This window comes from Sorangium sp. So ce131 (genome assembly GCF_051519095.1).
Lineage (GTDB): Bacteria > Myxococcota_A > Polyangia > Polyangiales > Polyangiaceae > Sorangium.
This window is the reverse complement of record NZ_CP150455.1, coordinates 6,344,403-6,368,715: the sequence shown is the minus strand read 5'-3', so window position 1 is coordinate 6,368,715 and position 24,313 is coordinate 6,344,403. Positions and strand designations below refer to the sequence as shown.

Sequence of the window (24,313 nt, the reverse complement as noted above, 5' to 3'; positions counted from 1 at the left end):
CGAGGTTCCTAGGGTGCTCTCATGGACAAGAAAATTCTAGCCGCAACTCTCCTGCAGGCGCTCGCCCTTGCCCACGCCGAGCGGCGCGCCGAGACCCTCGACACGCTGGTCGAAAAGCTCCGTGTCCGCCGCAGAGACGTCCGCAGCGCGCTGACCGTGCTCCACCGTCAGGGGATGGTGGATGTGCTCCGCATGAGACTCACACTCTCCGGGTTCGCGATCGGCTCGGCGTTGATCGGACAGACGTTGCCGGCGCTCAGGCCCGCTCCGCGGTCGGCGATCGCCGCGGCGTGAGCTGCGGCGGGTGACCGCCGCTCTAGGCCTCGACGAGGCCCGAGCGGACGGCCAGCCGGGTGAGGTCGGCCACGCTGTGCGTCGCCACCTTCGCGCAGAGGCGCGCCCGGTGGGTCTCGACGGTCTTCACGCTGATCGACAGCCGCACGGCCGCCTCCTTGGCCGAGCAGCCCATCGCGAGCAGGCGGAGCACCTGCCGCTCGCGGTCGCTCAGGGCGGCCACCATGTCCCCCCGGGCGGCCGCGTCGCGCCGCTGGAGCGCGCGCACCATCGCGGCGCTCACGTCCGGCGACACCGCCGTGCGCCCGCGGACCACGGTGCGCAGCGCCTCCACGACGTCGGCCAGCCGGCTCTGCTTCGACAGGTACCCGTCCGCCCCGGCGCGCATCGCCTCCGCCACGCGGAACTCGTCCCGGTGCATCGAGAGCACGACGACGCGGAGCTCGGCGATGGCCTTGAGCTCCCGGATGAGCTCGGTGCCGCTGCGGTCCGCGAGGGAGGGCTCGAGCACCGCCACGTGGCAGCGGTGCAGCTCCTGCGCGCGCAGCGCCTCTCGCCCGCTCCCCGCCTGCACGACCGCGCCCACCCCCGCCTGCGCCGCGAGGGCGTACGCCAGCGCCTCTCTCACGACGTGCTGATCATCGACGAGCAGAACATCCATGATGAAACCCCCCTTGCCCAGGGGCCTTGTAACAAAAGGCTTCGTGTCCCATGAACCTGCTTCCTCGGTAAGGATCCGCCTGGTGACGCGGTGTTTTCGTCCAGGCCCGCGTTTGCTCCTCGCCGGAGCGCCTCGGACGAGCGCGAGAGGCGGCCGGCGGGCGCCGCTCCCTCGGCCGTTTCGTTTGCGCTAGATAGGCTGCCTCATGCCCCGCCTGAAAGGAGCTCTCCTCTCCACCCTCCGACACGACTCGGCCTTCTGGCGGCGCGCCCTCATCGCCGGCGTCGCGCGCGGGCCGGAGCCCTGGGTGCGCCACAGCCCGCCGGTGTTCGGCGCGATCTTCGCGGCCGCGCTCCCGGAGACGCGCCGCCGCGTCGCTCGGAACCTGCGCCGCATCCGCGGGCCGCGCTCCCGCGTCGTCGACGCGCTCGACACCGCCGCGGTGTTCGCCGCCTACGGGAGCTGTATCACCGAGGCGCTCCTGCTCGCGAGCGGCCGCGGCTACACCCTGACGAGGCGCTCGCGGGGCGTCGAGCACTACCGCGCGGCCGCCGCGGCCGGTCGAGGGGTCCTCGTCGCCACGGCGCACACGGGCGGCTGGGACGTCGCGGGCCAGGTGCTCGGCGTGGTGCACCCGGAGGGCGTCGTGCTCGCGATGCAGCGGGAGCGGGACGCCGAGGCGCGGGCCATCCAGGACGAGGCGCGGCAGCGCGCCGGCGTCCAGGTGGTGCACGTCGGCGACGGGCCCCTCGACGCGCTGCCCCTCCTCGGCCACCTGAGGCGCGGCGGCGTCGTCGCCATGCAGATCGACCGCGTGCCGCCCGGGATGCGCTGCCGCGAGGTCACCTTCCTCGGGGCCCGCTGGCGCGCCCCCGAGGGCCCGCTCGCGCTCGCCGCGCTGAGCGGCGCGCCGATCCTGCCGGTGTTCACGCATCGCCTGGGCTTCCTCGACTACGAGGCGGTCGTGTCGCCGCCGATCTGGCTCCCGCGCCGCCCCACCGAGGCGGAGCGCGACCGGGCGGCCGCCGAGATGATGGGCGCGATGGAGCGCTTCGTCCGCGCCCACCCGACGCAGTGGTTCCACTTCACGGGGGAGGGCCCGGTCGGGCCTGCGGAGGAGCGCTAGGGGAGCGCTAGGCGCTACAGGGGCCCTTCGGTGAGCCCGTGGACGAACTGCCGGACGCGGGGGTCGTCGCTCGCCTTCGCCTCGGCGGTGGTGCCGTCGAAGATGAGCCGGCCGCGGTAGAGCATCCCGACCCGGTCGGTGACCGTGAGGAGGCGGTCGAGGTCGCTCGAGACCATCACCACGGTCGCGTTCATCGCCCGCTGCTCGGCGCGGAGCAGCTCGAAGATGCGCTGCGACGTCACCGGATCGAGGCCGGCCGCCGGCTCGTCGTAGAGGACGATCTCGCCGCGCGCGATGGTGGCGCGCGCGACGCCGACGCGCTTCTTCTGGCCGCCGGACAGCCCGGCCGGCATCCGGTCCTCGAAGCCCGACAGCGACACCACCCGGAGCCGCTCCGCCACGCGCTCCTCGATCTCGTCCTCGCTGAGATCGTAGAGCCGCCGCAGGGGGAACGCGATGTTCTCGCCCACGGTCATGTAGTCGAACAGCGCGTTGTTCTGGAACAGCATCCCGAACTTGAGGCGGAACTGCTGGAGCTCGATCTCGCTGAGCGCGTGCACGTCCTTGCCGTCGACGAGCACGCGCCCGCGCTCTGGCCGCACGAGGCCGGTGATCGTCTTGAGCAGCACGCTCTTGCCCGAGGCGCCCGGGCCGATGAGCCCGTAGAGGCACCCGGCGGGGACCTCGAGATCGACGCCCCGGAGGACGGGAAGCCCCCCGAAGCTCTTCGTCAGCTGCTCGATCCGGATCATCGCGTCGCGCCTACGGTGGCGCGGGGCGGGGCGCGCGCGCAACCGTCAGTTGGCGGAGAACGTCGTCCGGGCCACGTCGAGCCGCGGGTGGGACGGGAACGACATCTGGCGGATCTGCGAGGAGATGCACCCCGAGACGGTCGGGTTCGACGGGCTCGTCGTGACGGTGACGCCGACGGCGCGGCCGTTCTGCACCGCGGCGCAGACGTTCACGGACATGCTCGACGGGACGTTGCACGCGTTCAGGTACGTGCCGCGGTTCAGCACGTTGCCGTAGGCGCCGGCCGTGAGGTCCGCCGGCCCGTTGTTGCCGAGCTTGTACTCCTCGACGTAGCGCGCCTGCGCCGCCTCGCAGCTCATGCCGCCGCCGAGGGTCGGGAAGCTGCCGCCGCCGCTCGGCCGCGCCCCGCCGGCGCGCGCCGCCCCCTTCTGCCCCTCCAGGCCGGCGTCGACCTCGATCGCGACGCGGTCGGTCGCGCCCTGTACGGCGAGCTCCCGCTGCTTGTTCGCGCGCTCGCGGTACCACCAGCCCGCGCCCGCGGCGAGGATGACGCCCATCAGCGCCATCCCGATCAGCGCCTTGTACTGGGTGCCCTGCTTCTCGGCCGTGACCACGGCCTCGAGCGCGCGCTTCTCCTGCACGATGTCGCGGTTCAGCTTCGCCTGCTCGGCGAACGGGGCGAACTCCTCCCAGTCCTGGATCGCGCGCTCCTCCGCGGAGAACGTGTCGCGCAGCACCTGATCGCCCGTGAAGGAGCCGGACGCGATCTGCTGGAGCAGCTCCACGGACGAGAACGGCCCGTGGTCCATGCCGTCCTTGATGACGACGTATCGCGGGCGCGGGTCGGACTCGAGCGCGGCCTTGAGATCCGCGAGCTTGCGGGTCGGGTCGTTGCCGGGCATGCGGTTCGGCTGGTTCACCGGGATCGCGACCGCGAACGGCCCGTCCCCGGAGACGGCCTGGATCTTCGGGAGCGACGGCGCGGACGGGACGCGGGGCTCCTCGGCGTGACCGGTCGGGGGCATCATCGAGAGGTTGATGTCGACCTCGAACTCGTCGTCGCCGTCGAGGTGCGAGGCGTCGGCGCTGGGCGGCTGCTCCGAGGCGCTCGGGACGATTTGATAGAGCGCCTGCGCGAGGGCGGCGAGATCCGACGGGCGGTGCTTGGGGTCGGCGACGAGCGACTTGCCGAGCACGGTCTCGAGGGCGGGCGGCAGGTCGGGGACCACGTCCGCCGGCCGCCGCATGCCGGGGCCGACGCTGCTGTTCGTGAGCAGCTCGTAGAGGATGGCCCCGACCGCGAAGACGCTCGCGCGCGCGTCGCCCTCGCCGCCCTTGCGCTCCTCGGGCGCGAGGCAGGCGCGGTCGCGCGGCAGGGCAGGGGGGTTGTGCGCGAGCTCCTCGATGACCTGGAGGGCGCCGCCCGCGCCGTACCCGAGGGACGAGGGGTGCACGAACAGGGTCCGCCCCTGCGCGTGGAGCGCGTGGAGCTGCGTGCAGAGCGGCACCGCCAGGCCGATGGCCTCGCGGACGTCGAAGCGGCGACCGGTCGCGCGGCGCGCCTCCATCTCGGCGCGGAGCGTGCCAGCGGGGATGGACATGCCGACGGGCAAGGGGGTCAGAAGAACGGGCTGGGCCTGAGCAGACATCGGGGAGCAACACTACGCCAAGACGGCCGGTCCGCTCAACGCCGCCACGCGGTTGTTCAGGTGCGCCGCGGCGGCGGCGCGCGGGCGTCAGCGTGCGGGGAGCAGCGTCAGCGTGTGTTGATGGCGTCAGCGTGCGTGGGCGGCCTCAGCCGTGCTGGCGGGGTCCGTCGGGACGGCCAATGTGTGCCCAGCGAAGAAGCGGAGCAGATCGTCCTCGCGCGACTTCGGCCAGCGCGCGTGGTTCAGGGCGCCTTTCTTCGCGGAGCAGCGGTTCCTGAGCGCGCAGTGGGGCTCGTCCCTGCCGGCCTCGTCGAGGCGCAGGAACGACGTCTGTGCGGAGAGCGCGTCGCGCGCGCGCAGCCACCGCTCGACCGACTCACACGGGAACACGTCGTCGCAGGCGCGGTAGATCACCATCGCGGGCGGCGGCGGGCCCGGGCACGCCCAGTCGGCCTGCGGGGCGTCGCTGCCGAACGTGGCGAACGCGGCGACGCGGTCGGCGCGCACCATCGCGTAGGTCGCGGCCATGTGGCCGCCGTAGGAGGAGCCGACGGCGTAGATGCGCCGCCGGTCGACGAGCTTCTGCTCGAGCAGCTGGTCGATGAAGGCGTCGACGGTGGCGACGTCGACGTTGCCCTCGCCGGTGTACTCGGCGTCGAACGGCGCGACCGCGGTGTACGTCTTCGTGCCGCGCTCGCGCTCGGTCTGGCTCGGGGTCTTGAAGGCGCGGCCCTGGGGGGCGAGCACGATGAAGCCCGCGTGCGCCGGGTCGCCGGTGAGGTTCCACGTGGCGCCGAGCTTGCGCAGGCCGGTCTCCTTGTCGACGGCGGTCGGGTTCTTGCCGTCGCCGTGGAAGAAGACGAGGAGCGGCAGCGGCGCGCGCGTCTCCACGCCGCTCGGCGCGATCACGCAGGCGTAGCGGGGCGACCCGTCGGCGTCGCGCGCCTCGAGCACGCGGGCGCCGCGGCAGGGCGGTCTGCCCAGCGTCTTGCGGAGCTCGCGCCTCGGTTGTCCCTGCTCGGCGACGCAGCTCCCCTCGCTGGGGGGGCGCGCCTCGGGCGCCTTCGGCGGTTTCGTCGGCTGCGAGGCCGGGGTGCGGCCGGCGTCGCGCGCGTCGGCGGTCGCGCGGGCGGCGCCGCCGTCGGCCGCGGCGGCGTCGGCGCCGGCGTCGCGCTCGAAGACGCCGAGCAGGTCGCCGCCGTCGACGCTCGAGGAGGGCGTGGAGCACGCGGCGGCGATCCCGAGCGCGGCGCCGGCGAGCGCGGCGGCGAGCAGGGCTCGGCCGCGCCGGGGGCGGGGGGGGGCCGGCACCGAGGTGCGTCGCGGGTGGCTCTCGGGTCGAGGTCGAGGCACGCGGGCACTCTAGTACGACGTTCCCGCAGGTCCGCCGCGATTTGCGGTGTTCCGTGGTTACGTCTCTCTCTCGGGCTCCTCGCTCGCATCGAAGCGCCGGGCCCGCTCGTCGCGAAGCTCGGCGAGTGCGTCGGCGACCGGGTCTCCCTCGACCGAGGAGGGGGCCGCGCTGGAGAGCGACCCGAGCACCCGCGCCAGCCTGCGCTCCTCGGGCGTCACGGACGCCACGGCGAGGACGATCCCCTCGGCCGGCCCCGGAGGGAAGTCCTCCGGAAGAGTGACGGCCAGCTGGTGGTCATCAGCCACGTTCACGTTGAGCTTGTTAGGCACGCACGGGGTCCCTCCACCGGACCATACCATGCGCCCGCGGGACGTCGCGACGGCATGCCCGGCGGGGGCAGGAGGGCGACCCTGCTCGGAGAGCGCTGCCGCAAGCTCGGTGAGTATCAGACAGAGCAGGTGATGTTCCACACCCAGTGCCCTTTCGTAAAGCGCGAGCGACTGCCGCAGAAGCACCTCCGCTTCCCCGCTCTTACCCTGTGCTCGCAGCACGATCGCCAGCCCTTGCAGCAAACCTCCGTAATTGGAATCCTCGGTGCCTACCGCCTTTTCATGAAGCGTGAGCGACTGCCGAAATAGCGTCTCCGCTTCCCTGTATTTGCCCTGCGCTCGTAGGAGCTTTCCTTTCTCATGGAGCGCGACCGCACGACTTTGGTCCGACTCCGTCAGGGCGAGCGCTTCGTCCCCCATCGCTTGCTCGCGGAACCGTATGAGCACACCGGCCCGCATCAGCTCCCCCGTCGCCTCCGCGCTGCCCAGCGCATCGATCACCGGCCTCGGAGCAGGCCGGCGGAGCACCGTCAGCGCGCAGGCCGCGGCCTTCGCCGCCTCGCTCAACCTCGACCACATCGCCGCGAGCAGCAGATCCGCCGTGATCTGCTCCGCTCCCACCGGCAGCACCGGCGCCATCAGCTCGGAGACCGGCGACTCCATGAAGCACCTCACCGCGCGCGCCGCTGCGTGCAGTAGCAGACCCCGGCGGCTCTGCGGCTGTCAAGCGCCCGGGAGGGTGCTGCCCTCAGGGCCAGTCACGTCGCAGGCGACTGCGACGCCCGCTCACGGGCGCGCCCAGAGGATGGGCGTCTGGTACACACGCAGCGCCTCATCCGAAGTGATGAGCGTTGCGTCCTCCAGCTGAGCTTGCGCCAGCAGCATTCGATCGAACGGATCGCGATGGTGCAGCGGATACGCAGCCGCCGTCCAGACGTGCGCCGCTTCGATGGCCAGCTTCCGGACCGTCGGATAGTCGAGCCACCACGCCCGGAGCTGCTCCGGCGGCAGGCTGCCTTCCAGCCGCCCGATGGCGTGCTTGATCGCGAGCTCCCACCAGGAAGCGACCGAGATCAGTATCTGCGCTCCGGGATCCTGGACTGCGTCGACGACCTCCCGCCGCAAGCGTCCAGGATCGGAGGCAAACCAGATTGCGACGTGCGTGTCGAGCAGCCACTTCAAGCTTCTTCTCCCTCGAACGCGCGCCGGATGTCGTCGGGGAGTGGTGCGTCGAAGTCGTCTTTCATGTTGATCTGCCCGAGCAACCCGCCCGCGACGGGTGCGACCCGAATCGGCGGCTGCGCCTCGCCGAGCGCGATGAGCTCGATCCGCTGCCCGCGGAGCGGCGAGAGGGCGGGCAGGGCGCGGACAATGGCGTCGTCCACGACGACGTGGAGCTTCAATGCTTGCACCCCCGTAAGATGGGCCATCGGGCGTCGAAGGTCCATTCTCCGGATGCGGCCAGACGGAGCGGGCGGGGGGCCGCGGGGGAGATGTCCCCATGGCCGCTCGCGCACGAGCCCTGGCCGAGGCCCCTCGCGTGACGGAACCCGATAGTCGAGTCCGGACGGGCTTGGCGCGACCGCGGGTGGAGGCAGGAGCAACCCGACATCCTTCGCATTCGCACCTCGGGCCCTCGGCGCCTGACGCCCCGAGAGGGCCGAGCAGCTCTGAGGAACTCCACATCAAGTGGCAGGGGGAGGCGCTATCCGCATCGAGGCGGAGACGCTCGCGATGCTCATGACGGAGTACAGAATGCGGGGAAGCGCATCCGGCGGCCATCAAAAGTAAGATGTCATACTTCAAGGTGTCGCCCGGAGGTGTTCGGCACACGTTAGCGTGCGGCGAGGCGCCACCGGTCGGTACTCTGAAGTAAGCCTTCTTACTCCAAGGTGCCGCCGGGAGGCGATCAGCGCGAATTGGAATGCGGCGAGGCGGCGCTGGGTGGCGGTTTGAAGTAAGCTCTCTTACTCCGAGATGCCGCCGGGAGGCGATCGGCGCGAATTGGAATGCGACGAGGCGGCGCTGGGCGGCAATTGACGTAAGGTGTCTTACTTCGATCCGCCGCCAGGAGGCGAGCGGCGCAAGTTGAGATGCGACGAGATGCCGCCGGGTGGCGATTTGAGTAAGATGTCTTACTTCAAGCCGCCGCTGGGCAGCGCGTAGGCAAGACGCCTTACTTCGAGGTGACGCCCGGCGGCGCTCCAGGTGAGCTCGCTGCGCCAAGGCACCCTCCGGAGGCGCTCACCGGAGCTCGGCGCTTGCAAGCCCCGCAACCCGCGGCGCTCGCGCAGCGCGCGGCCGGCGTCTCGGGCAGGGCCAGGCCCGGCCGGAGGTCAGGCGCGGGCGGTCGCCGACTGCGCGGCGTCATGGAGACCAGGATGCCCAGGATCTTCTCGACCTCGGTGATGGCGTCCTCGATCATGTCGATCGCCAGCGTCGACGCTAGACTCGCTGATGGCGTCCTCGTTCATGTCGATCGCCAGCGTCGACGCTGGCGAAGAGGCCGATCGACGTCGAGCGGAGGCGCTTCAGCTCGCCCAGGACCACACGCCGCCGTAGACCCGCGCGCCGCCGCAGCCCCCACGCCGCCCGCCTCGCCGCCTTCCCCGCCGCCGCGCCTCCCGCCGGGGACGGGACCTTGCCGTCGTCCGCCGGCTGCTTGCGGGAACCCCCTTCGTGGCTAGGCTGGGCCCACCATCCCATGACGCCCTTCGACATCCTCGTCGGCACCGCCATCGCCGCCCTCCTTGCCTTCCAGATTTACGTCACCGTCCGCGTCTTCCGCAGCCGGCTCTACGAGCCGAAGCAGAAGGTCTGGCAAGCGCAGCTCGTCTGGTTGCTGCCGATCATCGGCGCCGGCCTGGTCTTCACGATCCTCCAGGAGGAGGACAAGGCCCACCGCGACGCCTCCTCGCACCTCCGGAGCTGAAGCGCCGGGACAACGCGCCGCTCGCTCCCCTGCAGCGCGCCCCGCACCAGCTGACCCCGCTCCCTTCGCCGCCTCCCTCCTCCTCGCCCCTCTGGTCACCCCGGTGCATCCCGGCAGGGGACGGGGACGATCGATCAGGAAAATTCGGTTTCGCCCTTCGGTCTCGCGCCCCCGTGCGCTATGGCTCAGGGAGCATGGCGGACGACGTCTTCGGCATCGTCGGGACCACGCAGGCGGGTAATTTCCACGTCGAGCAGGTGGTCGCGGAGGGTGGGTTCGGCGTGGTGTACCGGGCGATCCACGCCGGGTTCCGCGCGCCCGTCGCCCTGAAGTGCCTGAAGGTCTCCGAGGCCCGGACGCCGCGCGAGCGCCAGCTGTTCCTCGGGAAGTTCCGCGAGGAGGCCCAGCTGCTCTTCCGGCTCTCGGCCTCCATCCCCGAGGTCGTCCGGCCGCTCCACGTCGACGTCCTCCACCTCAAGAAAGGAGAGTTCGTCCCCTTCCTGGCGCTCGAGTGGCTGGAAGGCGAGTCGCTCGACCGGGTCATCGACCGGCGGCGGCAGAACGGGGAGCCGCCGATCCCGCTCCACAAGCTGATGAAGATGATGCGCCCGATCGCGCAGGCGATCGCGCGGGCGCACCGCTTCCCGAGCCCGAACGGCACGGTGTCGATCATCCACCGCGACCTCAAGCCCGAGAACATCTTCATCACGACCCAGGAGGGGACGGAACGCCTCAAGATCCTCGACTACGGCATCGCCCAGGCCAAGACGCTGGCCGAGCAGGCGGTCGGCCGGGTGACCAACGGCGACCCGCTGAACGCCTTCTCCCCGGCGTACGGCGCCCCGGAGCAGTGGGCGCCGAAGCGGTTCGGGCAGACGGGAACCTGGACCGACGTGTGGGGTCTTGCGCTCACCATGGTCGAGGCGCTGGTCGGACGGCAGGTCATCGAGGGCGAGGCGCAGGCGATGATGGGGACGGCGCTCGACGTGAACCGGCGGCCGACGCCCCGGACCGAGGGGGCCAACGTCCCGCCGGAGGTCGACGCGGTGTTCGAGCGCGCGCTCGCGGTGAGCCCGCGCGACCGCACGCGCGACATCGAGACCTTCTGGTCGGAGCTGGAGGCGGTGATGGGGCTCCCGCCCACCTTCGGCCCGCGCGCCGCCACGCACGACGACGCCTACGCGCCGCCGCCGCCGCCCCCGCCGTCGTCGACGCGCGCGGCCCTGCCGATCAAGCGATCGGGGCAGGTCTGGCTGGAGACGCCGACGAACGCCGGGTCGCTCGAGATCGACCTCGACGTGGCCCCGGCCTCGCTCCGCGCGCAGCGGGGAAACCGCCGGGACGGCGCGGGGAACAGCGTGCGCCCGCCGCCGCCCTCGGATTCGGCGGGGCTCGAGATGGACCTGCCCGAAGGGCCGCCGCCGAGCGCGCGCGGCTGGACCCCGGCGGGCGCGGCCGGCGCGGAGGGCGCTCCCGGGAGCACGCGCGGCCGGGCCGGCGGCATGGGCCTCGCGGAGACGACCCCCGTCGTGGGCGGGCTCCCCCGCGCCGGCGGGATGGAGAGCACCCCCCCGAGCGCACGCGCGCGCGGCGGCGGGATCGGGATCGACACCATGCTGCCGCTGGAGGCGGCGCTCGGCGCCTCGCCGCGCATGCCGCCGCGCACGCCCCCGCCGCCGGCGGCGCTGCGCCCGCTCTCGGAGACGCCGGCGTCCAGGTACCGGCCCACGTCGCGCCCGGCGGACCCGCGGCCGCGCGCCCCGGCGCCGCCGAGCCCGCGCGCGGGGCCGACCCTGCTGCAGCAGCTCGCGCTGCCGGTGGCCTGCATCGTGTTCGCGTGTGTGATCACGGTGGCCGACCTCATCATGAAGAGCTCGGGCCAGGTCCTGAGCTTCGGACCGGTGCGCTCGTTCTGGGTCGCCGGCGCCCTGCTCCTCCTCGGCGTCGGGCTGTTCTTCTGGCGCATGCTCGGAGATCCCGGCGATGCCTGACCTGACCTCTGCAAGGGCGCTCGCGGAGCAGCGCGCGGCCGAGAGCGTGTCGGCCCGCTTCACGCGGGTCATGAACGCGTCGACCTCGCGCTTCGGCGTGCTCACCGACCCGCCGCTCGTGGCGCTCGCCACGGCCCTCTTCCTGCTCGCGTTCCTCGCGGCGATGGGCAAGGACGCGGGGCCGTCGGTCGTGCGCCCGCTCGGCGCCCTCGTGTTCCTGCCGATCGCGATCGCGCTCGTCGCCAGCGTGGCGCTCCGCGGCGCGCGGCGCGAGGTCGTCGCGTGGCTCGCGCGCCAGCCGTTCCCGGTGGAGAACCTGAACGCGGTGCTGAACGGCCTCGGCGAGGCGCTGGAGGTGAGCTTCGCCGGCGCGGTCCCCGACACGGCCGAGCTCAACGTCGCGCTCGACAAGGTGCACCCGGACGCGTTCGTCACGGGCGGCGTCGAGGACGCGCGCACGCTCGACATCCGCATCGGCGTGGTCGACTCGAAGCGCAATCCGGCCGCGACGAACCACCAGCGTTACACGCGCGTCCGCGAGCTCGTCGAGCGCGTGCTCGTGCCGCTCGCCGAGCGCTACCCGATCGAGAGCGTCCGCGTGAAGTGAGCCGCCGCGCCGGCCGCGTCGCCGCGAGCCGCGGCGGGCGCGCCCCCGGCGCGGTTCGCTCCTGGCCTTTCCCTTCCGCCCGCGTCCCCTGTATCGTCGCGGCCCATGACCGCCTCGACCTCCGAGAAGCTCCTCTCCGGTCTGGAAGCCCGGGGCATCACCCGCGCCAAGATCGGCGGCTTTGACATCGACGGCATCCTCCGCGGCAAGTACGTCTCGCTGGAGAAGCTGAAGAGCGCCCTCCAGAGCGGCTTCGGCTTCTGCGACGTCATCTTCGGCTGGGACATCGCCGACGTCCTCTACGACAACGCCAAGGTCACCGGCTGGCACAGCGGCTACCCGGACGCGCACGCGGTCCTCGACCCGAGCACCCTGCGCGACATCCCGTGGGAGCCGAACACCGCCGCGATCCTCGCGGACTTCCGCGACGAGCAAGGCGGCCCGCACCCCGCCTGTCCGCGCTCGCTCCTCCGGAGCGTCATCGAGAAGGGGGAGCGCATGGGCTTCTCCGCGAAGTTCTCGTGCGAGTTCGAGTTCTTCCTCTTCGAGGAGACGCCGCGCTCGCTCCACGAGAAGCGCTTCGCCGGCCTCACGCCGCTGAGCCCCGGAATGTTCGGCTACTCGTGGGTCCGCGAGGGCCAGAACAAGAAGCTCATGGCGGCCATCCTCGACGGCATGCGCGCGTTCGACGTCGAGATCGAGGGCCTGCACACCGAGACCGGCCCGGGCGTGTACGAGGCGGCGATCCGCTACGACGACGTGCTCCGCGCCGCGGACAAGGCCGCGCTCTTCAAGACCGCCATGAAGCAGATCGCCTTCGAGCACGGCCTCGCGGTGACCTTCATGGCGAAGTGGAACGCGGACCTCCCCGGATCGAGCGGCCACCTGCACCAGAGCCTCTGGAAGGACGGCAAGAACGTCTTCCAGGACGCGTCGTCGCCCGACCGGCTCCCGGCCGCGCTGCGCCACTACGTGGGCGGCCAGATCGCCCTCATGCCGGAGCTCACGGCGCTCTACTCGCCGACGATCAACACCTACAAGCGGTACGTGCCCGGCGTCTGGGCGCCGCTCACCGCGAGCTGGGGCGTCGAGAACCGCACGGCCGCGATCCGCCTCATCGGCCTCGGCACGCCGGGCGCGCGGGTCGAGTACCGGCAGACGGCCGCGGACATCAACCCGTACATCGCCATGGCGGCCTGCCTCGGCGCGGGGCTCCACGGCATCGAGAACGGGATCGAGCCGCCCCCGCAGGCCGCGGGCGACGCCTCCACCGCCGGGGACTCGCGCCGCGCCCTGCCGCGCACGCTCGCCGAGGCGACCCGGCTGCTCGAGGGCAGCCGCGCCGCCCGCGAGATCCTCGGCGAGAAGTTCGTCGATCACTATGTCCGCACGCGCGACTGGGAAGTGCGGCAGTACGAGCGCGCGGTCACGGATTGGGAGCTGAAGCGCTACTTCGAGGCGGTGTGATCATGAGCCAGTTCACGGTTTGGAGCTTTCCTACTCGCATCCTCTTCGGCGCCGGCGTCGTCGGGCAGACAGGCGCCGAGGCGCGCCGGCTCGGGGCGTCGAGGGCGCTCGTCGTCACGGACAAGGGCGTCGTCCGCTCGGGGCTGCTCGAGCCGGTCGCCGCGTCGCTGCGGCAGGCCGGCGTCGAGGTCGCCGTCTTCGACGACGTGCTCGGCAACCCGGTCGAGAAGAACGTGCACGACGGCGTCGCCGCGTTCCGCGCGGCCGGCGCCGATCTCGTCGTCGCCCTCGGGGGCGGCTCGCCGCTCGACGTCGGCAAGCTCGTCCGCCTCGGCGTGCACCACGACCGGCCGCTCGTCGACTACGACGACGCCACGGGCGGCGATCGTTTCATCACGCCCAACGTCCCGCCGATGCTCGCGATCCCGACGACCGCCGGCACCGGCAGCGAGGTCGGGCGCTCGGGCGTCGTGACGCTCGACGTGAACCACCGCAAGACGGTGATCTTCTCGCCGTACCTGCTCGCGAACGCCGCGCTGCTCGACCCGGAGATGACGCGGTCGATGCCCGCCTTCCTCACGGCCGCGACCGGCTTCGACGCGCTCACGCACTGTATCGAGGCGTACGTCTCGAAGGGCGATCACCCGATGGCCGACGGCATCGCGCTGGAAGGGATCCGCCTCGCCGCCGCGAACCTGGAGCGGGCGGTCACACACGGCGACGATCTCGAGGCGCGCGGCGCCATGATGAAGGCCGCGATGATGGGCGCCGTCGCCTTCCAGAAGGGGCTCGGCGCGTGCCACTCGCTCGCCCACCCGCTCTCCAGCGAGTGTGGGCTGCACCACGGCCTCGCCAACGCCCTGTGCCTGCCGCCGGTCGTCGAGTTCAACGTCGCCGCGGCGACGCCGCGCCTCGCCCGCGTCGCGGCCCTCCTCGGCGCGGCCGAGGACGCCGCCGCGTGCGCGGACGCGATCCGCGGCCTGCGCGCGCGCATCGGGCTCGCGGCCGGCCTCGAGAAGGCCGGCGTCGCGCGCGACAAACTCGACGCGCTGGCCGATCTCGCCGCCCAGGACGCCTGTCATACGAGCAACCCCCGCCCGTGCTCGCGCGAGGATCTCCGCCGCCTCTACGACGCTTCCTTCGCGGGATAGACGCGGTCGTTGGGGGCCAGCCTACCTCTGGTCGACGATGGATAAATGAGGTAGCAGGGGTGCACGATGACCGTCACCCCCAGCGAGCGAGCCGCCCGTCCCGCGACGTGCCAGATGTTCGAGACGCCGCTCATCGAGCGGTTTTCGCGGATCCACCCGCTCACGCCGTTCGTCTTCTGGATCCCGGTTTACGGGTATCTTTGCGTCCGCGCCGCCCGCCACGGCGTCGGCCTGCTCGCCGGGATCGGCCTCGTGCTGGCGGGCGCCTTCCTGTGGACGCTCGCCGAGTACGTCCTGCATCGGTACGTGTTCCACTACGTCGGGCCGCGCCTGTGGCAGCGCCGGATGCACTTCGTCCTCCACGGGGTGCACCACGACTTTCCCCAGGACGCCGATCGGCTGGTGATGCCGCTCGGCGCCAGCATCCCCCTCGGCGTCGTGTTCTACACGATGTTTCGCGTCGTCTTCGGCCCCGTTCCAGCGGATCCGCTGTTTGTCGGCTTCGGCCTCGGCTACCTCGTCTACGACGGCACGCACTATGCCATTCACCACTTCCGCATGAGCTCTCGCTGGGGGAAGTGGATCAAGCGCCATCACATGGTCCATCACCACACGGGGGAACACGCGCGGTGGGGCGTGTCCTCTCCGCTCTGGGACTGGGTCTTCGGGACGATGGGCAGCTCGCAGCCAGGAAAAGGCAGCTGACCGGGAGATCGGCGCGCGCCCGGGATCGCCGGTGATCGCCAGCAACGTGGGAATGGTTCGTCGGCGCCGCGGGTTGGGGAGCCCGTGAGTCGGTCGCGTCCGGGCGCTCGCGCGTCCGACGCGGCGGAGCTCTTCGGCGCTGGGCCGCGGCCGCTTCCCGTGGAGGAGGCGAAGGGATCGTTCGCGATCGAGGAGGCGAGGGGTTTTGGAGGAGATCGGCTCGACGCGCGCGCTCCCCGACGACGCGCGAGCGCGTCGTCGGGGAGCGCGCGTCGTCGGAGTGCGCGCGCACGTCAGCGAGCGCGCGGCGCCCGCCCAGGATCAGGCGCGCAGGGCCCGCCGGGCGCGTGGACGGAAGGACGGCTTGACACGCGGCCTCCGGGGCCCGAGGCGCAGCGGGCAGCTCACGGCGACGGGGCGGCGCCGCTCGCGGCGAGCGCCGCCGCGGCGGCCGCTTCCGATGCAGACAGCGGCCGCATCGCGCCCGCGTAGAAGGTCCGGAGCGTGTTGCGTCCGCAGTACGGGCACAGCCACGCCACGTCGAACCGGTCGAGGTGGGCATTGATGCTGTGCGCCGGCGCGATCTCCTTGCCGGCCTCCGCGGTGGCCGAACGACCTCGGGCAGCCCACCCGGCGGTGACGTGCCGGTGCTCGTCCAGGGTGGCTGAGAGGGCTGCCTGGCACTCGCAACGAGTGGAGATGAGAAACCGACTCATTCAGGACCGTCCTTCGTAGATGTTTCCGTAAAACGTGTCGGCATGCCGCGGTGCGGCGTGCTGGGAAAGATGCGCGTCCTCATATAAAGGGTGATCAGTTTGAGCTCAAGGGGTGTTAGCCTGGGTCCCGGTCGCGCTGGTGTGACTGGGGAAGGGGAGTTCATGACCGCTCGAAGTGCACGCCGTGCAGATCGAGAACGCGCGACGCCGGCCTCCGAGGGGGTCGAGGTCGTCGAGCCGCGCCGCCCCGGGCCGCGCCCTGTGCGCCGCAGCCGGATCCTCCTCGCGCACGACGCCCGCGCGACCACGTGTGATGCGCTCGCCCGCGCGGTCGAGGAGGCGGTGGCCAACGTCGAGATCGTGGACGCCTCGTCGATCGACGACGCCCTGCTCGCCGCGGCGACCGAGCAGTTCGAGGCGTTCCTCGTCTGCCTGGACCTGCCGCCGGCGCCGCTCGGCGGCGTTCGTCTCGCGAGCGAGCTCGTGGCGAACGACCACCCGGTCGTGCTCGTGACGCGGAGCCTGCGCTGGGTGCCGGCCGACAGGCCGGCGCTCCATCAGCTGCCGTGGATCCCGCCGGACGCCGGCGCCCCCGAGGTCGCCGACGCGATCGGGGCGGCGACCGGCGAGTTTGACAGCATGATCCGCACGCGCGCGCCGCGACCCGCCCTGCTCGGCGTGCCCTCGCTCCGCGCGCGCCGCTGAGGGGCGGCCGCGCGCGTCGCGGCGCCGCGGCCCGCGCCCTCTCGAGCGGCCCTCCATAAAGATCACGAGGTTCGTGGCGAAGGGGGTTGCCCTGCGGCGAGGGATTCGGTAGAAGCTCCTCCACCTCAAGCGGGACTAGCTCAGTTGGTAGAGCATCAGCTTCCCAAGCTGAGGGTCGCGGGTTCGAATCCCGTGTCCCGCTCCGAGGATCGCCGGCACCCTCCTGCGCTGGCGGTCCTCCTGCTGTTGGACTGCCTCTGCGCCGAGGGGTGACTGCTGTCGTCGTCGCTGCGACAGCTGCTGCGCTGAGCTCGGACGCTGCCGGCCTGCACGCGGAGGCTCGGCGCGGCATTCCCTGCATCACCTGACCCGCGTTCCGCCGCGGGCGGGTCGACGTCGCCGATCCTGCGTGTGCCTCTGCTCGAGGTGTGCTCGGTGGCGGGGCGAGGGGGGCGATCCGGTTTCCGCATTTTCGGCGGATGCGGCGCTCCTGCGCGGCTCCCGACATGCGCTCTCATCCGGCGGGATCCACGCACGGAGCGCGCGACGCGTGTTGCTCGGAGGTGACGGTGCCGCGGCCCTCTCCGTGGCACACCGCGTGAATAGCCGAGGTCGGATGTGGCGGCGCGGGCAGCACGTGGGGCTGGCCGGGGCGGGGCGGCTCCGGCAGTGGATGGCGCGGCGGCCGTCCTCGGTCCGCGCCCTCGGCTCGCCGCGGCTGCGCGAGGGGAGCGCGCCGGAGCCGCCGTGCAGCGCCGGAGGGCTGGACCTCCCGATGGGCGACGGCGGCTACGCGCTGCTGGCGCGCCTGTCGGCCGGCGGGATGGCCGAGCTGTTCCTCGCATGCCGGCGCGGCCCGGCAGGTATCGCCCACCCGGTGGTCGTGAAGCGGCTCCGCCCGGAGGCGCGGCGAGATCCGTCGATCGTGCGGATGTTCCTCTGCGAGGCCTGGATCAGCGCGAGGCTCCAGCACCCGAACGTGATCCGGTTCCACGACTTCGTCTTCCACGAGGGGCGGCACCACCTCGTGGTCGAGTATGTCCGGGGCTGCGACCTCGCCGCGGCCGCGCGCGCCTATGGCGCCGAGGGGCGGCCGTTCCCGCTCGAAGGGGCGCTCGAGATCGGCCTGGGCGTGCTGCGGGCGCTCGGGCACGCGCACGGGCTCCGCGACGACCGCGGGAAGCCCGTCGGCCTCGTGCACCGCGACGTGAGCCCGCAGAACGTGCTGCTCTCGGTCGACGGCGAGATCAAGCTCATCGACTTCGGCGTCGCGAAGATGACGGCGACGAGCGGGATGGACGAGCCTGACCCGCTCGGCCCGCTGCCTCCCTGCGCGGGGGCGGCCGTGTCGACCGGTGCCGGCACCGTGAAGGGCAAGCTCGGTTATGTCGCGCCGGAGCAGCTGCGCGGGGACGCGATCGACGCGCGGGCGGATCTCTTCGCGGTCGGCGTGATCCTGTTCGAGCTCCTGACCGGGCGGCGGCTGTTCCACCGGAGGGACGACGGGGCGACGATGCGCGCGGTGCTCTCCGGCGAGGTGCCCGCGATCACGCCGCTCCGCCCGGCGTGCCCGGCGCTGCTCGAGGAGGCGCTGCGGCGCGCGCTCGCGCGCGATCCCGACCGCCGCTTCGAGAGCGCAGCGCAGATGGAAGAGGCGCTCGCGGAGGTGCTCGTCGCCCTGCGCCGGGCGCCGGGCGGGCGCGACGGACCGAGCTCGAGCGAGCGCGGCCTGCTCGCGGGCCAGGAGCTCGCGGGGCTCGTGCGCGAGGTCGTCACGAGCGGCCGCGAGCGGCACCGGTCGCTGCTCGCGCGCGGCGGCCTGCGATCCGGCGGGCCGCGCGCGGCGCGGACCGACGCGCGGCGGGCGGCCGGGGCTCGCTCCTCGGTGGACCGCGGCGAGAGCGCGCCGCGGCCGGAAGAGCCGGGCGCAGGAGCGAGCCCGGCGGTGGAGGACGAAGCGCGCGGCGATCGCAGCGAGGCGAGGCGCGCCGCGACGCCGTGCTGGCGGGACACACGCGCGCCGCGGCGCGCCGGGATCGTGCCCTGGCTCGTGATCGCCGCGGTCACGTTCGCCGCGGGGGCGCTCGCGGGCAGGGCGATCGGCGCGCTCGGCGGCGGCGCTGCGCCGGCGAGCCGCGCGCCGCCGGGGTGACGCCGCGCGAGCGCGGAGATCGCGGGATCCCCGGGAGAGCTCCATTGCGCGGCGCTCGCGTGACGCGCCGGACGCGAACGGTCGTCTGCGGTGGCGAGGGACCCGACGAGCCCGCTAGCGTCGCCGCCTCCGATGTCCGCCCGCCGTGCTCTTGGCCGTGCCCTGGCGCTCGCCGCGCCGGTCGTCCCTCTCTTCCCGCTCCTCGCGCGCTCCACCCCGGGGAGCGCGCTCTCGTGCCCTCCGGCCGGTGCGCGCGAGCAGCCCGGGCAGCGGAGCGAGATCGGCGCGGCCATCGAGCGACAGCCCATCTGCGTCGGATCGACGGTCGCGAGCGCGGGGGAGCTCGGCGACGTCCTTTATTACCGCAGCTCGCCGGGCGAGCCCGGCAAGGTCTCCGTCGGGTACTACGCCTTCTTCTCGGAGGAGCGTCCCTGGGGCAACAACTGGCTCACCTGGGCGGTCCTGCCCGCGCTCGCCGTGGACCTCGTGTACACCCACGCGCTGTTCGTCGGCGCGGGGCTCCAGCAGCTCGCGTACGGAAAGGGCGACGTCGAGGGGTTCAGGATCGTCTTCAGCGTGGGGGAGGACGGGAGCCTGAGCGCCGACCGCGGGGTCGCCGAGAGCGGCTACCACCGGGAGGTGCGGCTCGATCGCGCCGATCTGCTCTCCATCGAGCCCGGGCGGCCGACGGTCTACTCGCGGTGGTGGAGCCACCAGCTCGGCGGACGCGGGGCGCGCCCGGGCGACCTCGTGTACCGCCGCTGCTACGGCGCGGGCGCGATCCGGCCGCTGCCGCCGGACGTCGCGCTCGACTTCCGCCTGGATCGGCGCGCCGCGCCGGCCCGCGTGGTCCCCGCCGCCGCGCTGCTCGGGCCGCGTGTCTCCCCTCGGCTGCGCGGTCTTCCCGCCGTCGATCAGGGCCTCGCGCGGCGGCCGAGCGTCGCGTTGTAGAGGGCGAGGAGCACGACGGCGCCCAGGATGGACATGAAGAAGCCCCCGCTCGACTGGTACGACGGGTAGAGGCCGAGGGCCCGGCCGATGAAGCCGCCGAGCAAGGCGCCGGCGACGCCCAGCAGCGTCGTCACCACGAAGCCTCCCGGGTCGCGCCCGGGGGTCAGCAGCTTGGCGATGACGCCGACGATGAGCCCAAACAGGATCCACAGCAGCACGGACATGGTTCGCTCCTCTCGACACGGGTCACGCCGAGGGGCGGCCCCCCCGGGGTCCGACGCGTAGACGGTCCAACGCGCAGACGGGCGATTGCGCGATGACGATTGCAGACGACGTGCCGGCCCCGATGCGCTCCCTCCGAGCGCGCAGGGCGCCGAGTGAGCGCGGAAGGAACACCGCGCGCGCCCGGGCGCTCGTCGCCGCTCGGCTCCTTTGCGCCTCGTCGCTCCCGGAACGCTCGCGCCCGGCGCGCTGCCCGGGGCCGCCGGCCCGCATGCCCGGGCGCGCGGCGCCTGAAATCGGCCTGCGGTCAGGATCCGAGGAAGGGATCGTGGCCCGCGGTGCCGGCGCGCGCCGGGCGGCGGTGCCCCACCCACGTCGAGGTGTACGCGGTCCGCGTGGTCGCGAGGTCGTCCGCCGATCCCGCCTCGCGCGGCGGCGGCGCGGGGCTCCTCGGGACGTGGTCGCTCGCGGCGTCCCGCGCCCGCCGGAGGGCGACGTGGGCGAGCGCCTCGCGCAACGCGCGCGCGCTCTGCGGGCGCTCGGCCGGGTTCTTCTGCAGGCATTGCAGGATCAGCGCCTCCAGATCGGGATCGATCGCCGCGTTCAGCGCGCTCGGCCGGGGCGGCGGGCACTCGATGTGCGCCGCGGCGAGCGCGACCGCCGTCGGGCGCTCGAACGGGAGCCGTCCGGTCGCCATCTCGAAGAGCAGCACGCCGCACGCGTAGAGGTCGCTCCGCGCGTCCACGGCCTGCCCGGCGGCCTGCTCCGGGCTCATGTACGCAGGGGTCCCGATGACGAGCCTGCCGCCGTCCTCGTCGAGCGCGGCGAGCCGGTGCGCGCCCGCGAGCGCGCCGGACGGGTCGTCGTGGAGCAGCTTCGCGGTGCCGAAGTCGAGGAGCTTCACCAGCTCGACCATCTCCCCGTCGTCACCGAGGCGCGGCACCAGGCGGATGTTCTCGGGCTTCACGTCGCGGTGGACGACGCCCGCCTCGTGCGCGTGCTGCAGCGCGGCGCACAGCTGGCGCATGATCGCGACGATGCGCTCCGCCGGCAGGATCGGCTCGGCGTTCAGGAGCTCGATGAGATCCTCGCCGTCGAGGTGCTCCGTGACCAGGTACCAGAGGCTCGGAGGCTCCGCCTCGAGATCGCCGGCGCGGGCGTCCGCGCCGCGCGCGGCGAGCACGGGCGCCGGCTCGCACCCGAAGTCGAGGACCCGCACGATGTTCGGGTGATCGAGCCGGCCCGTCGCCAGCGCCTCGACGTGGAACCGGAGCACCGCGTCGCCCGGCGCGGCGCCGCCGGAGCGCGATCGCGCGCCGGTGCGCGGCCGCTGCTCGGCGCCGCTCGATCCCTTTCGGCCTTGGCCCGCGCGGCGCGGCGGCGCGGCGAGGCGCGTCGTGCAGACCCGGAGGCTCGCCCGGCAGCCCGCGCCGCGCGCGGGCGAGGCGGCGCGCTCGCGGATGATCTTCACCGCGCAGGTGCGCCCGAGGCCGACGTGCCGCGCGCGGTAGACGCGCCCCATCGCGCCGGCGCCGATCAGCTGCTCGATGAGGTACCGACCCCCGAGCAAGCGTCCCCGGAGGAATCGCTCCGAGGACGGGAGCCCCGCGTCGAGGGGCGCGGAGGAGCGGAGGCAGTCCATGGCGCGTCCCACGCAGCAGAATGAGTGCCACCGCGCTGTGCGGACGTTTCACAGCGGCGCGCGGACGGAGCGGCCGGCGCGCGCCGCGGCGGCTGATTTCTTCCGCTGATGACGGCCTGTGATAGCGTGGCCCGCGAGGAGGCCTGAGTGCTCTTGAGACGATGGGTTCCGTTCGCTGCGGCGCTGCTCCTGGTGCTCCCGACGGGCGAGGTGCATGCCCAGTCGGACCAGGATCGGGCGGCGGCGCGATCGCTGGCCACGCAGGGCGCCGAGGCGTTCACGGCCGGCCGCTACGACGAGGCGATCGATCTATTGAACCGCGCCGAGGCGCTGGTGCACGCGCCGACGCACCTCCTCGTGATCGCGCGCGCGCAGGCGCGGCTCGGCCGGCTCGTCGCGGCGAGGGAGACGTACCTGAAGATCGCCCGCGAGGAGCTTCCGCCCGCGGCGCCGTCCGCGTTCAAGAGGGCCCAGCTGGAGGCGAGGGAGGAGCTCACCGCCGTCGAGCCCAGGATCGCCTCCCTGCGCATCGTCCTCGAGGGCGCCGCTGGCCGGACGATCAGCGTGAAGCTGGACGGCCAGCCCGTCGCGGACGCGCTGGTCGGCGTGCACCGCCCGATCGATCCCGGCAACCACGTGATCACCGCGACCCCGCCGGGCCTCGGCCCGATCGAGCAGGCGGTCACCGTCGCGGACGGCGAGCGGAAAGAGCTGAAGATCCCGATCCCGGAAGGCCCGGCCGTGGTCCCGCCGCCGGACGGACCGGGGGCGGGCCAGGGCGCCGGGAATAACGGGCAGGTCGGCTTTCCTCCCGAGGCCCCGCCCGGCGCGGGAGAGCGCAAGACGAACGTCGCGCTGCTGGGCGCGGGAATCGGGGCCGCGGCGCTCGGCGTCGGCGGCGTCGTGATCGGCTCGGTGTTCCTCGGGATGGGGAGCGCGACGCAGCAGGACGCGAACGATCTGAGCGCCTCCCGCGGCTGCGAGGCGCCGGGCGGTCAGGGCGCGACCTGCACCCCCGAGGTCGAGCGCCAGATCGAGCGGCTCGACAGCAAGGCGGCGTCGCAGCGGACGACGGCCGCGCTCGGCCTCGTCGCCGGCGGCGCGCTCCTGGTCGGCGGCGCCACATTGATCGTGATCGAGCTGACGTCGAAACCGGAGCGGCCGAACGCGGCGTGGATCGCCCCGTACGTGACCCCGACCGGGCTCGGGGTGCGCGGCGCGTTCTGAGCCGGGGGCTGAGCGGGGCGCGCTCAGTACCCGAAATCGCCTGGAACCCCGGGCTTCTGCGGCTTTTGCGGCGCCGTCGGCACGACCGGCGGCGGCTTGACGACGGGCGGGGTCCTCGTCTGCTGGGGCGGCTTCTGCACCGGGGGCGGGGGCTTCGCGATCGCCGAGGAGGCCGCCGGCGCGGCGCTGGCGCTGGGCTCGGCGGTGGGCGGCGGCGGCGGCTCCGTCGCGGTCGCGCTGACGATCGGCTCGGGCGATCGGGTCGGCTCGGGCGGGGGCGGCGGCTCCGTCGCGGTCGTGGTGACGGCGCTCGTGTCCGCGGTCGCCGAGCCCGTCGTCCCGCTCGAGCCGAAGGCGAGCCAGACGGCGAGCCCCGTGCCGAGCAGGGTCCCCCCCGCGGCGAGCGCCACGAACAGCGGCGCCTTGGACGGCGGGCGCGTCGCGCGGCCCGTCACGCCGGACGCCGCGCCCCACGAGTTCGCGGTCAGCTGCGGCGTGTTGCTCAGCCCCGGGGCCGTGGGGCCGGTCTGGTTCACCCACGGGGTGGTGGCGCTGGTGGCCGGCGTCGCGGTCGCGTCGGGCGAGGACGGCAGCGACAGCCGGTGAAACGAGGTCCGCCCCGTGTTCAGCAGGGCCAGGCTGGGCCGCGCCGCGGCCCACGCGAGCAGCGCGCTCTTGAACTCGGCGCAGCTCTGGAAGCGCGCCCCCGGCTCGCGCGCCATCGCCTTCTGGATGATCCCGGAGAACTCGGCGTCGAGGTCGGGCACGAGCTGCTGGGGCGTGGGCGCCGCCTCGAGGACGATCTTGAAGAGCAGCTCGTTGAAGGTCGCCGCGTCGAACGGCACCTGGCCGGTGGTCGCCTGGTAAAGGACCACGCCCATGGCGTAGATGTCGGTCCGCTGGTCGACCGGGTTCGAGCCGCGCGCCTGCTCGGGCGACATGTAGTACGGCGTCCCGACGACGGCGCCGGTGCGCGTCATGCTCATCTCCCCGCCGGCGAGCTGCGAGAACTTCGAGACGCCGAAGTCGAGCACCTTCACGAAGTTGCTGAGCCCGGCCTTCGTGGGGATGACGAAGATGTTGTCGGGCTTGAGGTCGCGGTGGATGATCCCGGCCGCGTGCGCGGCGCCGAGCGCCTCGAGCACCTGGACCATGACCGGGACGGTGACCTCGGGGCCGAGCCGCCCGGAGCGCTGGAGCTTGGCCCCGAGGGTCTCGCCGTCGAGGTACTCCATCACCATGTAGCGCGTGCCGTCCGGCAAGAGGCCGAGGTCGAGCACCTCGCAGATGTGGTCGGAGCCGATCCGCGCCGCGGCCTGCGCCTCGCGCTCGAAGCGCGCGACCGACTCGGCCTGGCTCGAGATGGTCGCGTGCAGCAGCTTGATGGCGACGCGGCGCCGGATGCGCACGTTCTCGCCCTCGAAGACCGCGCCCATCCCCCCCTGCCCGAGCAGCCGGACGATCCGGTACTTGCCGTCGATGATCTCGCCGATCAACGGGCTCATGACAGCATTTCCGGTTCGGAGAAGCGAATCACGCGACCAGACTAGCACGGCCGCCCGAGCGCAGCCTACGCCGTCGCGCGGCGCGTCGCGGCCGGCGCGTCGGCGCGGCGGCGCGGCGGCGCGGCGGCGCCGGCCGTGGGAGACCCGCTCCGGCGCATCGCCGCGCTCCGGCGC

Annotated in this window: 23 protein-coding genes and 1 tRNA gene; 13 read left to right on the top strand and 11 right to left on the bottom strand. The window is 73.1% G+C overall.

The window, feature by feature from the left end; all coding sequences use genetic code 11:
- The first annotated feature begins 21 nt into the window (after window positions 1–21).
- Window positions 22–294, top strand: a complete 273-nt coding sequence (locus WMF43_RS23265) for a hypothetical protein (protein WP_437683319.1) — start codon at window positions 22–24, stop codon at window positions 292–294.
- Between the two features lie 22 nt (window positions 295–316).
- On the opposite strand, the gene WMF43_RS23260 is transcribed toward WMF43_RS23265, so the two are convergent.
- On the bottom strand, window positions 317–955 hold the full coding sequence (locus tag WMF43_RS23260) for a response regulator (RefSeq protein ID WP_437683318.1): 639 nt from the start codon (window positions 953–955) through the stop codon (window positions 317–319).
- A gap of 205 nt (window positions 956–1,160) precedes the next feature.
- On the opposite strand from WMF43_RS23260, the gene WMF43_RS23255 reads away from it, so the two are divergent.
- Window positions 1,161–2,081, top strand: a complete 921-nt coding sequence (locus WMF43_RS23255; protein ID WP_437683317.1) for a lysophospholipid acyltransferase family protein — start codon at window positions 1,161–1,163, stop codon at window positions 2,079–2,081.
- A gap of 14 nt (window positions 2,082–2,095) precedes the next feature.
- Here WMF43_RS23255 and WMF43_RS23250 read toward each other — a convergent pair whose 3' ends face one another.
- The 6 genes from WMF43_RS23250 to WMF43_RS23225 all read right to left on the bottom strand — a co-directional run bounded on the left by WMF43_RS23250 (window position 2,096) and on the right by WMF43_RS23225 (window position 7,596).
- Window positions 2,096–2,833 (bottom strand): ABC transporter ATP-binding protein, encoded by a 738-nt coding sequence (locus WMF43_RS23250; protein WP_437683316.1) that lies wholly within the window; start codon window positions 2,831–2,833, stop codon window positions 2,096–2,098.
- A 45-nt stretch (window positions 2,834–2,878) separates the two neighbouring features.
- Window positions 2,879–4,435, bottom strand: a complete 1,557-nt coding sequence (locus tag WMF43_RS23245) for a hypothetical protein (RefSeq protein WP_437683315.1) — start codon at window positions 4,433–4,435, stop codon at window positions 2,879–2,881.
- 174 nt (window positions 4,436–4,609) lie between these two features.
- Window positions 4,610–5,794 carry an alpha/beta hydrolase family esterase gene (locus WMF43_RS23240; protein WP_437683314.1) on the bottom strand — a complete coding sequence of 395 codons (1,185 nt, stop codon included), beginning with the start codon at window positions 5,792–5,794 and terminating at the stop codon, window positions 4,610–4,612.
- A 99-nt stretch (window positions 5,795–5,893) separates the two neighbouring features.
- Complete coding sequence (locus WMF43_RS23235) at window positions 5,894–6,829, bottom strand: tetratricopeptide repeat protein (RefSeq protein ID WP_437683313.1); 936 nt, start codon at window positions 6,827–6,829, stop codon at window positions 5,894–5,896.
- A 123-nt stretch (window positions 6,830–6,952) separates the two neighbouring features.
- Entirely contained in the window at window positions 6,953–7,348 is a 396-nt protein-coding gene (locus WMF43_RS23230) for a type II toxin-antitoxin system VapC family toxin (RefSeq protein ID WP_437683312.1), read from the bottom strand.
- Window positions 7,345–7,596, bottom strand: coding sequence for a type II toxin-antitoxin system prevent-host-death family antitoxin (locus WMF43_RS23225; RefSeq protein ID WP_437683311.1), 252 nt, complete (start codon window positions 7,594–7,596; stop codon window positions 7,345–7,347). Before WMF43_RS23225 ends, WMF43_RS23230 begins: the two co-directional genes overlap by 4 nt.
- 1,274 nt (window positions 7,597–8,870) lie before the next feature.
- Between WMF43_RS23225 and WMF43_RS23220 the strand changes: the two genes are divergently transcribed.
- From WMF43_RS23220 to WMF43_RS23195, 6 genes are all read left to right on the top strand, one after another.
- The gene (locus tag WMF43_RS23220; protein ID WP_437683310.1) at window positions 8,871–9,098 is read left to right on the top strand and encodes a hypothetical protein; all 228 of its coding nucleotides are present in this window, start codon (window positions 8,871–8,873) and stop codon (window positions 9,096–9,098) included.
- A 194-nt stretch (window positions 9,099–9,292) separates the two neighbouring features.
- Window positions 9,293–11,089 carry a serine/threonine protein kinase gene (locus WMF43_RS23215; protein WP_437683309.1) on the top strand — a complete coding sequence of 599 codons (1,797 nt, stop codon included), beginning with the start codon at window positions 9,293–9,295 and terminating at the stop codon, window positions 11,087–11,089.
- Window positions 11,082–11,696: a hypothetical protein gene (locus tag WMF43_RS23210; protein WP_437683308.1), complete on the top strand. Its 615-nt coding sequence runs from the start codon at window positions 11,082–11,084 to the stop codon at window positions 11,694–11,696. Before WMF43_RS23215 ends, WMF43_RS23210 begins: the two co-directional genes overlap by 8 nt.
- Window positions 11,697–11,801: 105 nt before the next feature.
- The gene (locus WMF43_RS23205; RefSeq protein WP_437683307.1) at window positions 11,802–13,163 is read left to right on the top strand and encodes a glutamine synthetase family protein; all 1,362 of its coding nucleotides are present in this window, start codon (window positions 11,802–11,804) and stop codon (window positions 13,161–13,163) included.
- The gene (locus WMF43_RS23200) at window positions 13,160–14,314 is read left to right on the top strand and encodes an iron-containing alcohol dehydrogenase (RefSeq protein WP_437683306.1); all 1,155 of its coding nucleotides are present in this window, start codon (window positions 13,160–13,162) and stop codon (window positions 14,312–14,314) included. The genes WMF43_RS23205 and WMF43_RS23200 overlap by 4 nt, the downstream gene beginning before the upstream one ends.
- A 66-nt stretch (window positions 14,315–14,380) precedes the next feature.
- Window positions 14,381–15,019: a sterol desaturase family protein gene (locus WMF43_RS23195; protein ID WP_437683305.1), complete on the top strand. Its 639-nt coding sequence runs from the start codon at window positions 14,381–14,383 to the stop codon at window positions 15,017–15,019.
- A 404-nt stretch (window positions 15,020–15,423) separates the two neighbouring features.
- Here the strand turns inward: WMF43_RS23195 and WMF43_RS23190 are convergent, their stop codons facing one another.
- The gene (locus tag WMF43_RS23190) at window positions 15,424–15,735 is read right to left on the bottom strand and encodes a hypothetical protein (protein ID WP_437683304.1); all 312 of its coding nucleotides are present in this window, start codon (window positions 15,733–15,735) and stop codon (window positions 15,424–15,426) included.
- Between the two features lie 162 nt (window positions 15,736–15,897).
- Between WMF43_RS23190 and WMF43_RS23185 the strand changes: the two genes are divergently transcribed.
- From WMF43_RS23185 to WMF43_RS23170, 4 genes are all read left to right on the top strand, one after another.
- Window positions 15,898–16,440, top strand: a complete 543-nt coding sequence (locus WMF43_RS23185; protein WP_437683303.1) for a hypothetical protein — start codon at window positions 15,898–15,900, stop codon at window positions 16,438–16,440.
- A gap of 129 nt (window positions 16,441–16,569) precedes the next feature.
- A tRNA-Gly gene (locus WMF43_RS23180) sits at window positions 16,570–16,642 on the top strand.
- A 396-nt stretch (window positions 16,643–17,038) separates the two neighbouring features.
- Window positions 17,039–18,592 (top strand): serine/threonine-protein kinase, encoded by a 1,554-nt coding sequence (locus WMF43_RS23175; RefSeq protein WP_437683302.1) that lies wholly within the window; start codon window positions 17,039–17,041, stop codon window positions 18,590–18,592.
- A 132-nt stretch (window positions 18,593–18,724) separates the two neighbouring features.
- Window positions 18,725–19,543 carry a hypothetical protein gene (locus tag WMF43_RS23170; RefSeq protein ID WP_437683301.1) on the top strand — a complete coding sequence of 273 codons (819 nt, stop codon included), beginning with the start codon at window positions 18,725–18,727 and terminating at the stop codon, window positions 19,541–19,543.
- Here WMF43_RS23170 and WMF43_RS23165 read toward each other — a convergent pair.
- Both WMF43_RS23165 and WMF43_RS23160 read right to left on the bottom strand, forming a co-directional pair.
- Window positions 19,507–19,767, bottom strand: a complete 261-nt coding sequence (locus WMF43_RS23165) for a GlsB/YeaQ/YmgE family stress response membrane protein (RefSeq protein WP_437683300.1) — start codon at window positions 19,765–19,767, stop codon at window positions 19,507–19,509. The two genes, WMF43_RS23170 and WMF43_RS23165, sit on opposite strands and share 37 nt — an antisense overlap.
- Window positions 19,768–20,072: 305 nt before the next feature.
- Window positions 20,073–21,407 (bottom strand): serine/threonine-protein kinase, encoded by a 1,335-nt coding sequence (locus tag WMF43_RS23160; RefSeq protein ID WP_437683299.1) that lies wholly within the window; start codon window positions 21,405–21,407, stop codon window positions 20,073–20,075.
- A 147-nt stretch (window positions 21,408–21,554) separates the two neighbouring features.
- Between WMF43_RS23160 and WMF43_RS23155 the strand changes: the two genes are divergently transcribed.
- Complete coding sequence (locus WMF43_RS23155) at window positions 21,555–22,634, top strand: hypothetical protein (RefSeq protein ID WP_437683298.1); 1,080 nt, start codon at window positions 21,555–21,557, stop codon at window positions 22,632–22,634.
- 23 nt (window positions 22,635–22,657) lie between these two features.
- On the opposite strand, the gene WMF43_RS23150 is transcribed toward WMF43_RS23155, so the two are convergent.
- Complete coding sequence (locus tag WMF43_RS23150; protein ID WP_437683297.1) at window positions 22,658–24,139, bottom strand: serine/threonine-protein kinase; 1,482 nt, start codon at window positions 24,137–24,139, stop codon at window positions 22,658–22,660.
- Window positions 24,140–24,313: the final 174 nt, after the last annotated feature.

Coding starts and splice junctions, on each gene's coding strand:
- WMF43_RS23190 (WP_437683304.1), bottom strand. CDS start 15,735: ATGAGTCGGTTTCTCATCTCCACTCGTTGCGAGTGCCAGGCAGCCCTC.
- WMF43_RS23195 (WP_437683305.1), top strand. CDS start 14,381: ATGACCGTCACCCCCAGCGAGCGAGCCGCCCGTCCCGCGACGTGCCAG.
- WMF43_RS23235 (WP_437683313.1), bottom strand. CDS start 6,829: ATGGAGTCGCCGGTCTCCGAGCTGATGGCGCCGGTGCTGCCGGTGGGA.
- WMF43_RS23215 (WP_437683309.1), top strand. CDS start 9,293: ATGGCGGACGACGTCTTCGGCATCGTCGGGACCACGCAGGCGGGTAAT.
- WMF43_RS23245 (WP_437683315.1), bottom strand. CDS start 4,435: ATGTCCATCCCCGCTGGCACGCTCCGCGCCGAGATGGAGGCGCGCCGC.
- WMF43_RS23160 (WP_437683299.1), bottom strand. CDS start 21,407: ATGGACTGCCTCCGCTCCTCCGCGCCCCTCGACGCGGGGCTCCCGTCC.
- WMF43_RS23260 (WP_437683318.1), bottom strand. CDS start 955: ATGGATGTTCTGCTCGTCGATGATCAGCACGTCGTGAGAGAGGCGCTG.
- WMF43_RS23225 (WP_437683311.1), bottom strand. CDS start 7,596: ATGGCCCATCTTACGGGGGTGCAAGCATTGAAGCTCCACGTCGTCGTG.
- WMF43_RS23255 (WP_437683317.1), top strand. CDS start 1,161: ATGCCCCGCCTGAAAGGAGCTCTCCTCTCCACCCTCCGACACGACTCG.
- WMF43_RS23150 (WP_437683297.1), bottom strand. CDS start 24,139: ATGAGCCCGTTGATCGGCGAGATCATCGACGGCAAGTACCGGATCGTC.
- WMF43_RS23170 (WP_437683301.1), top strand. CDS start 18,725: ATGTCCGCCCGCCGTGCTCTTGGCCGTGCCCTGGCGCTCGCCGCGCCG.
- WMF43_RS23210 (WP_437683308.1), top strand. CDS start 11,082: ATGCCTGACCTGACCTCTGCAAGGGCGCTCGCGGAGCAGCGCGCGGCC.
- WMF43_RS23165 (WP_437683300.1), bottom strand. CDS start 19,767: ATGTCCGTGCTGCTGTGGATCCTGTTTGGGCTCATCGTCGGCGTCATC.
- WMF43_RS23220 (WP_437683310.1), top strand. CDS start 8,871: ATGACGCCCTTCGACATCCTCGTCGGCACCGCCATCGCCGCCCTCCTT.
- WMF43_RS23185 (WP_437683303.1), top strand. CDS start 15,898: ATGACCGCTCGAAGTGCACGCCGTGCAGATCGAGAACGCGCGACGCCG.
- WMF43_RS23205 (WP_437683307.1), top strand. CDS start 11,802: ATGACCGCCTCGACCTCCGAGAAGCTCCTCTCCGGTCTGGAAGCCCGG.
- WMF43_RS23265 (WP_437683319.1), top strand. CDS start 22: ATGGACAAGAAAATTCTAGCCGCAACTCTCCTGCAGGCGCTCGCCCTT.
- WMF43_RS23250 (WP_437683316.1), bottom strand. CDS start 2,833: ATGATCCGGATCGAGCAGCTGACGAAGAGCTTCGGGGGGCTTCCCGTC.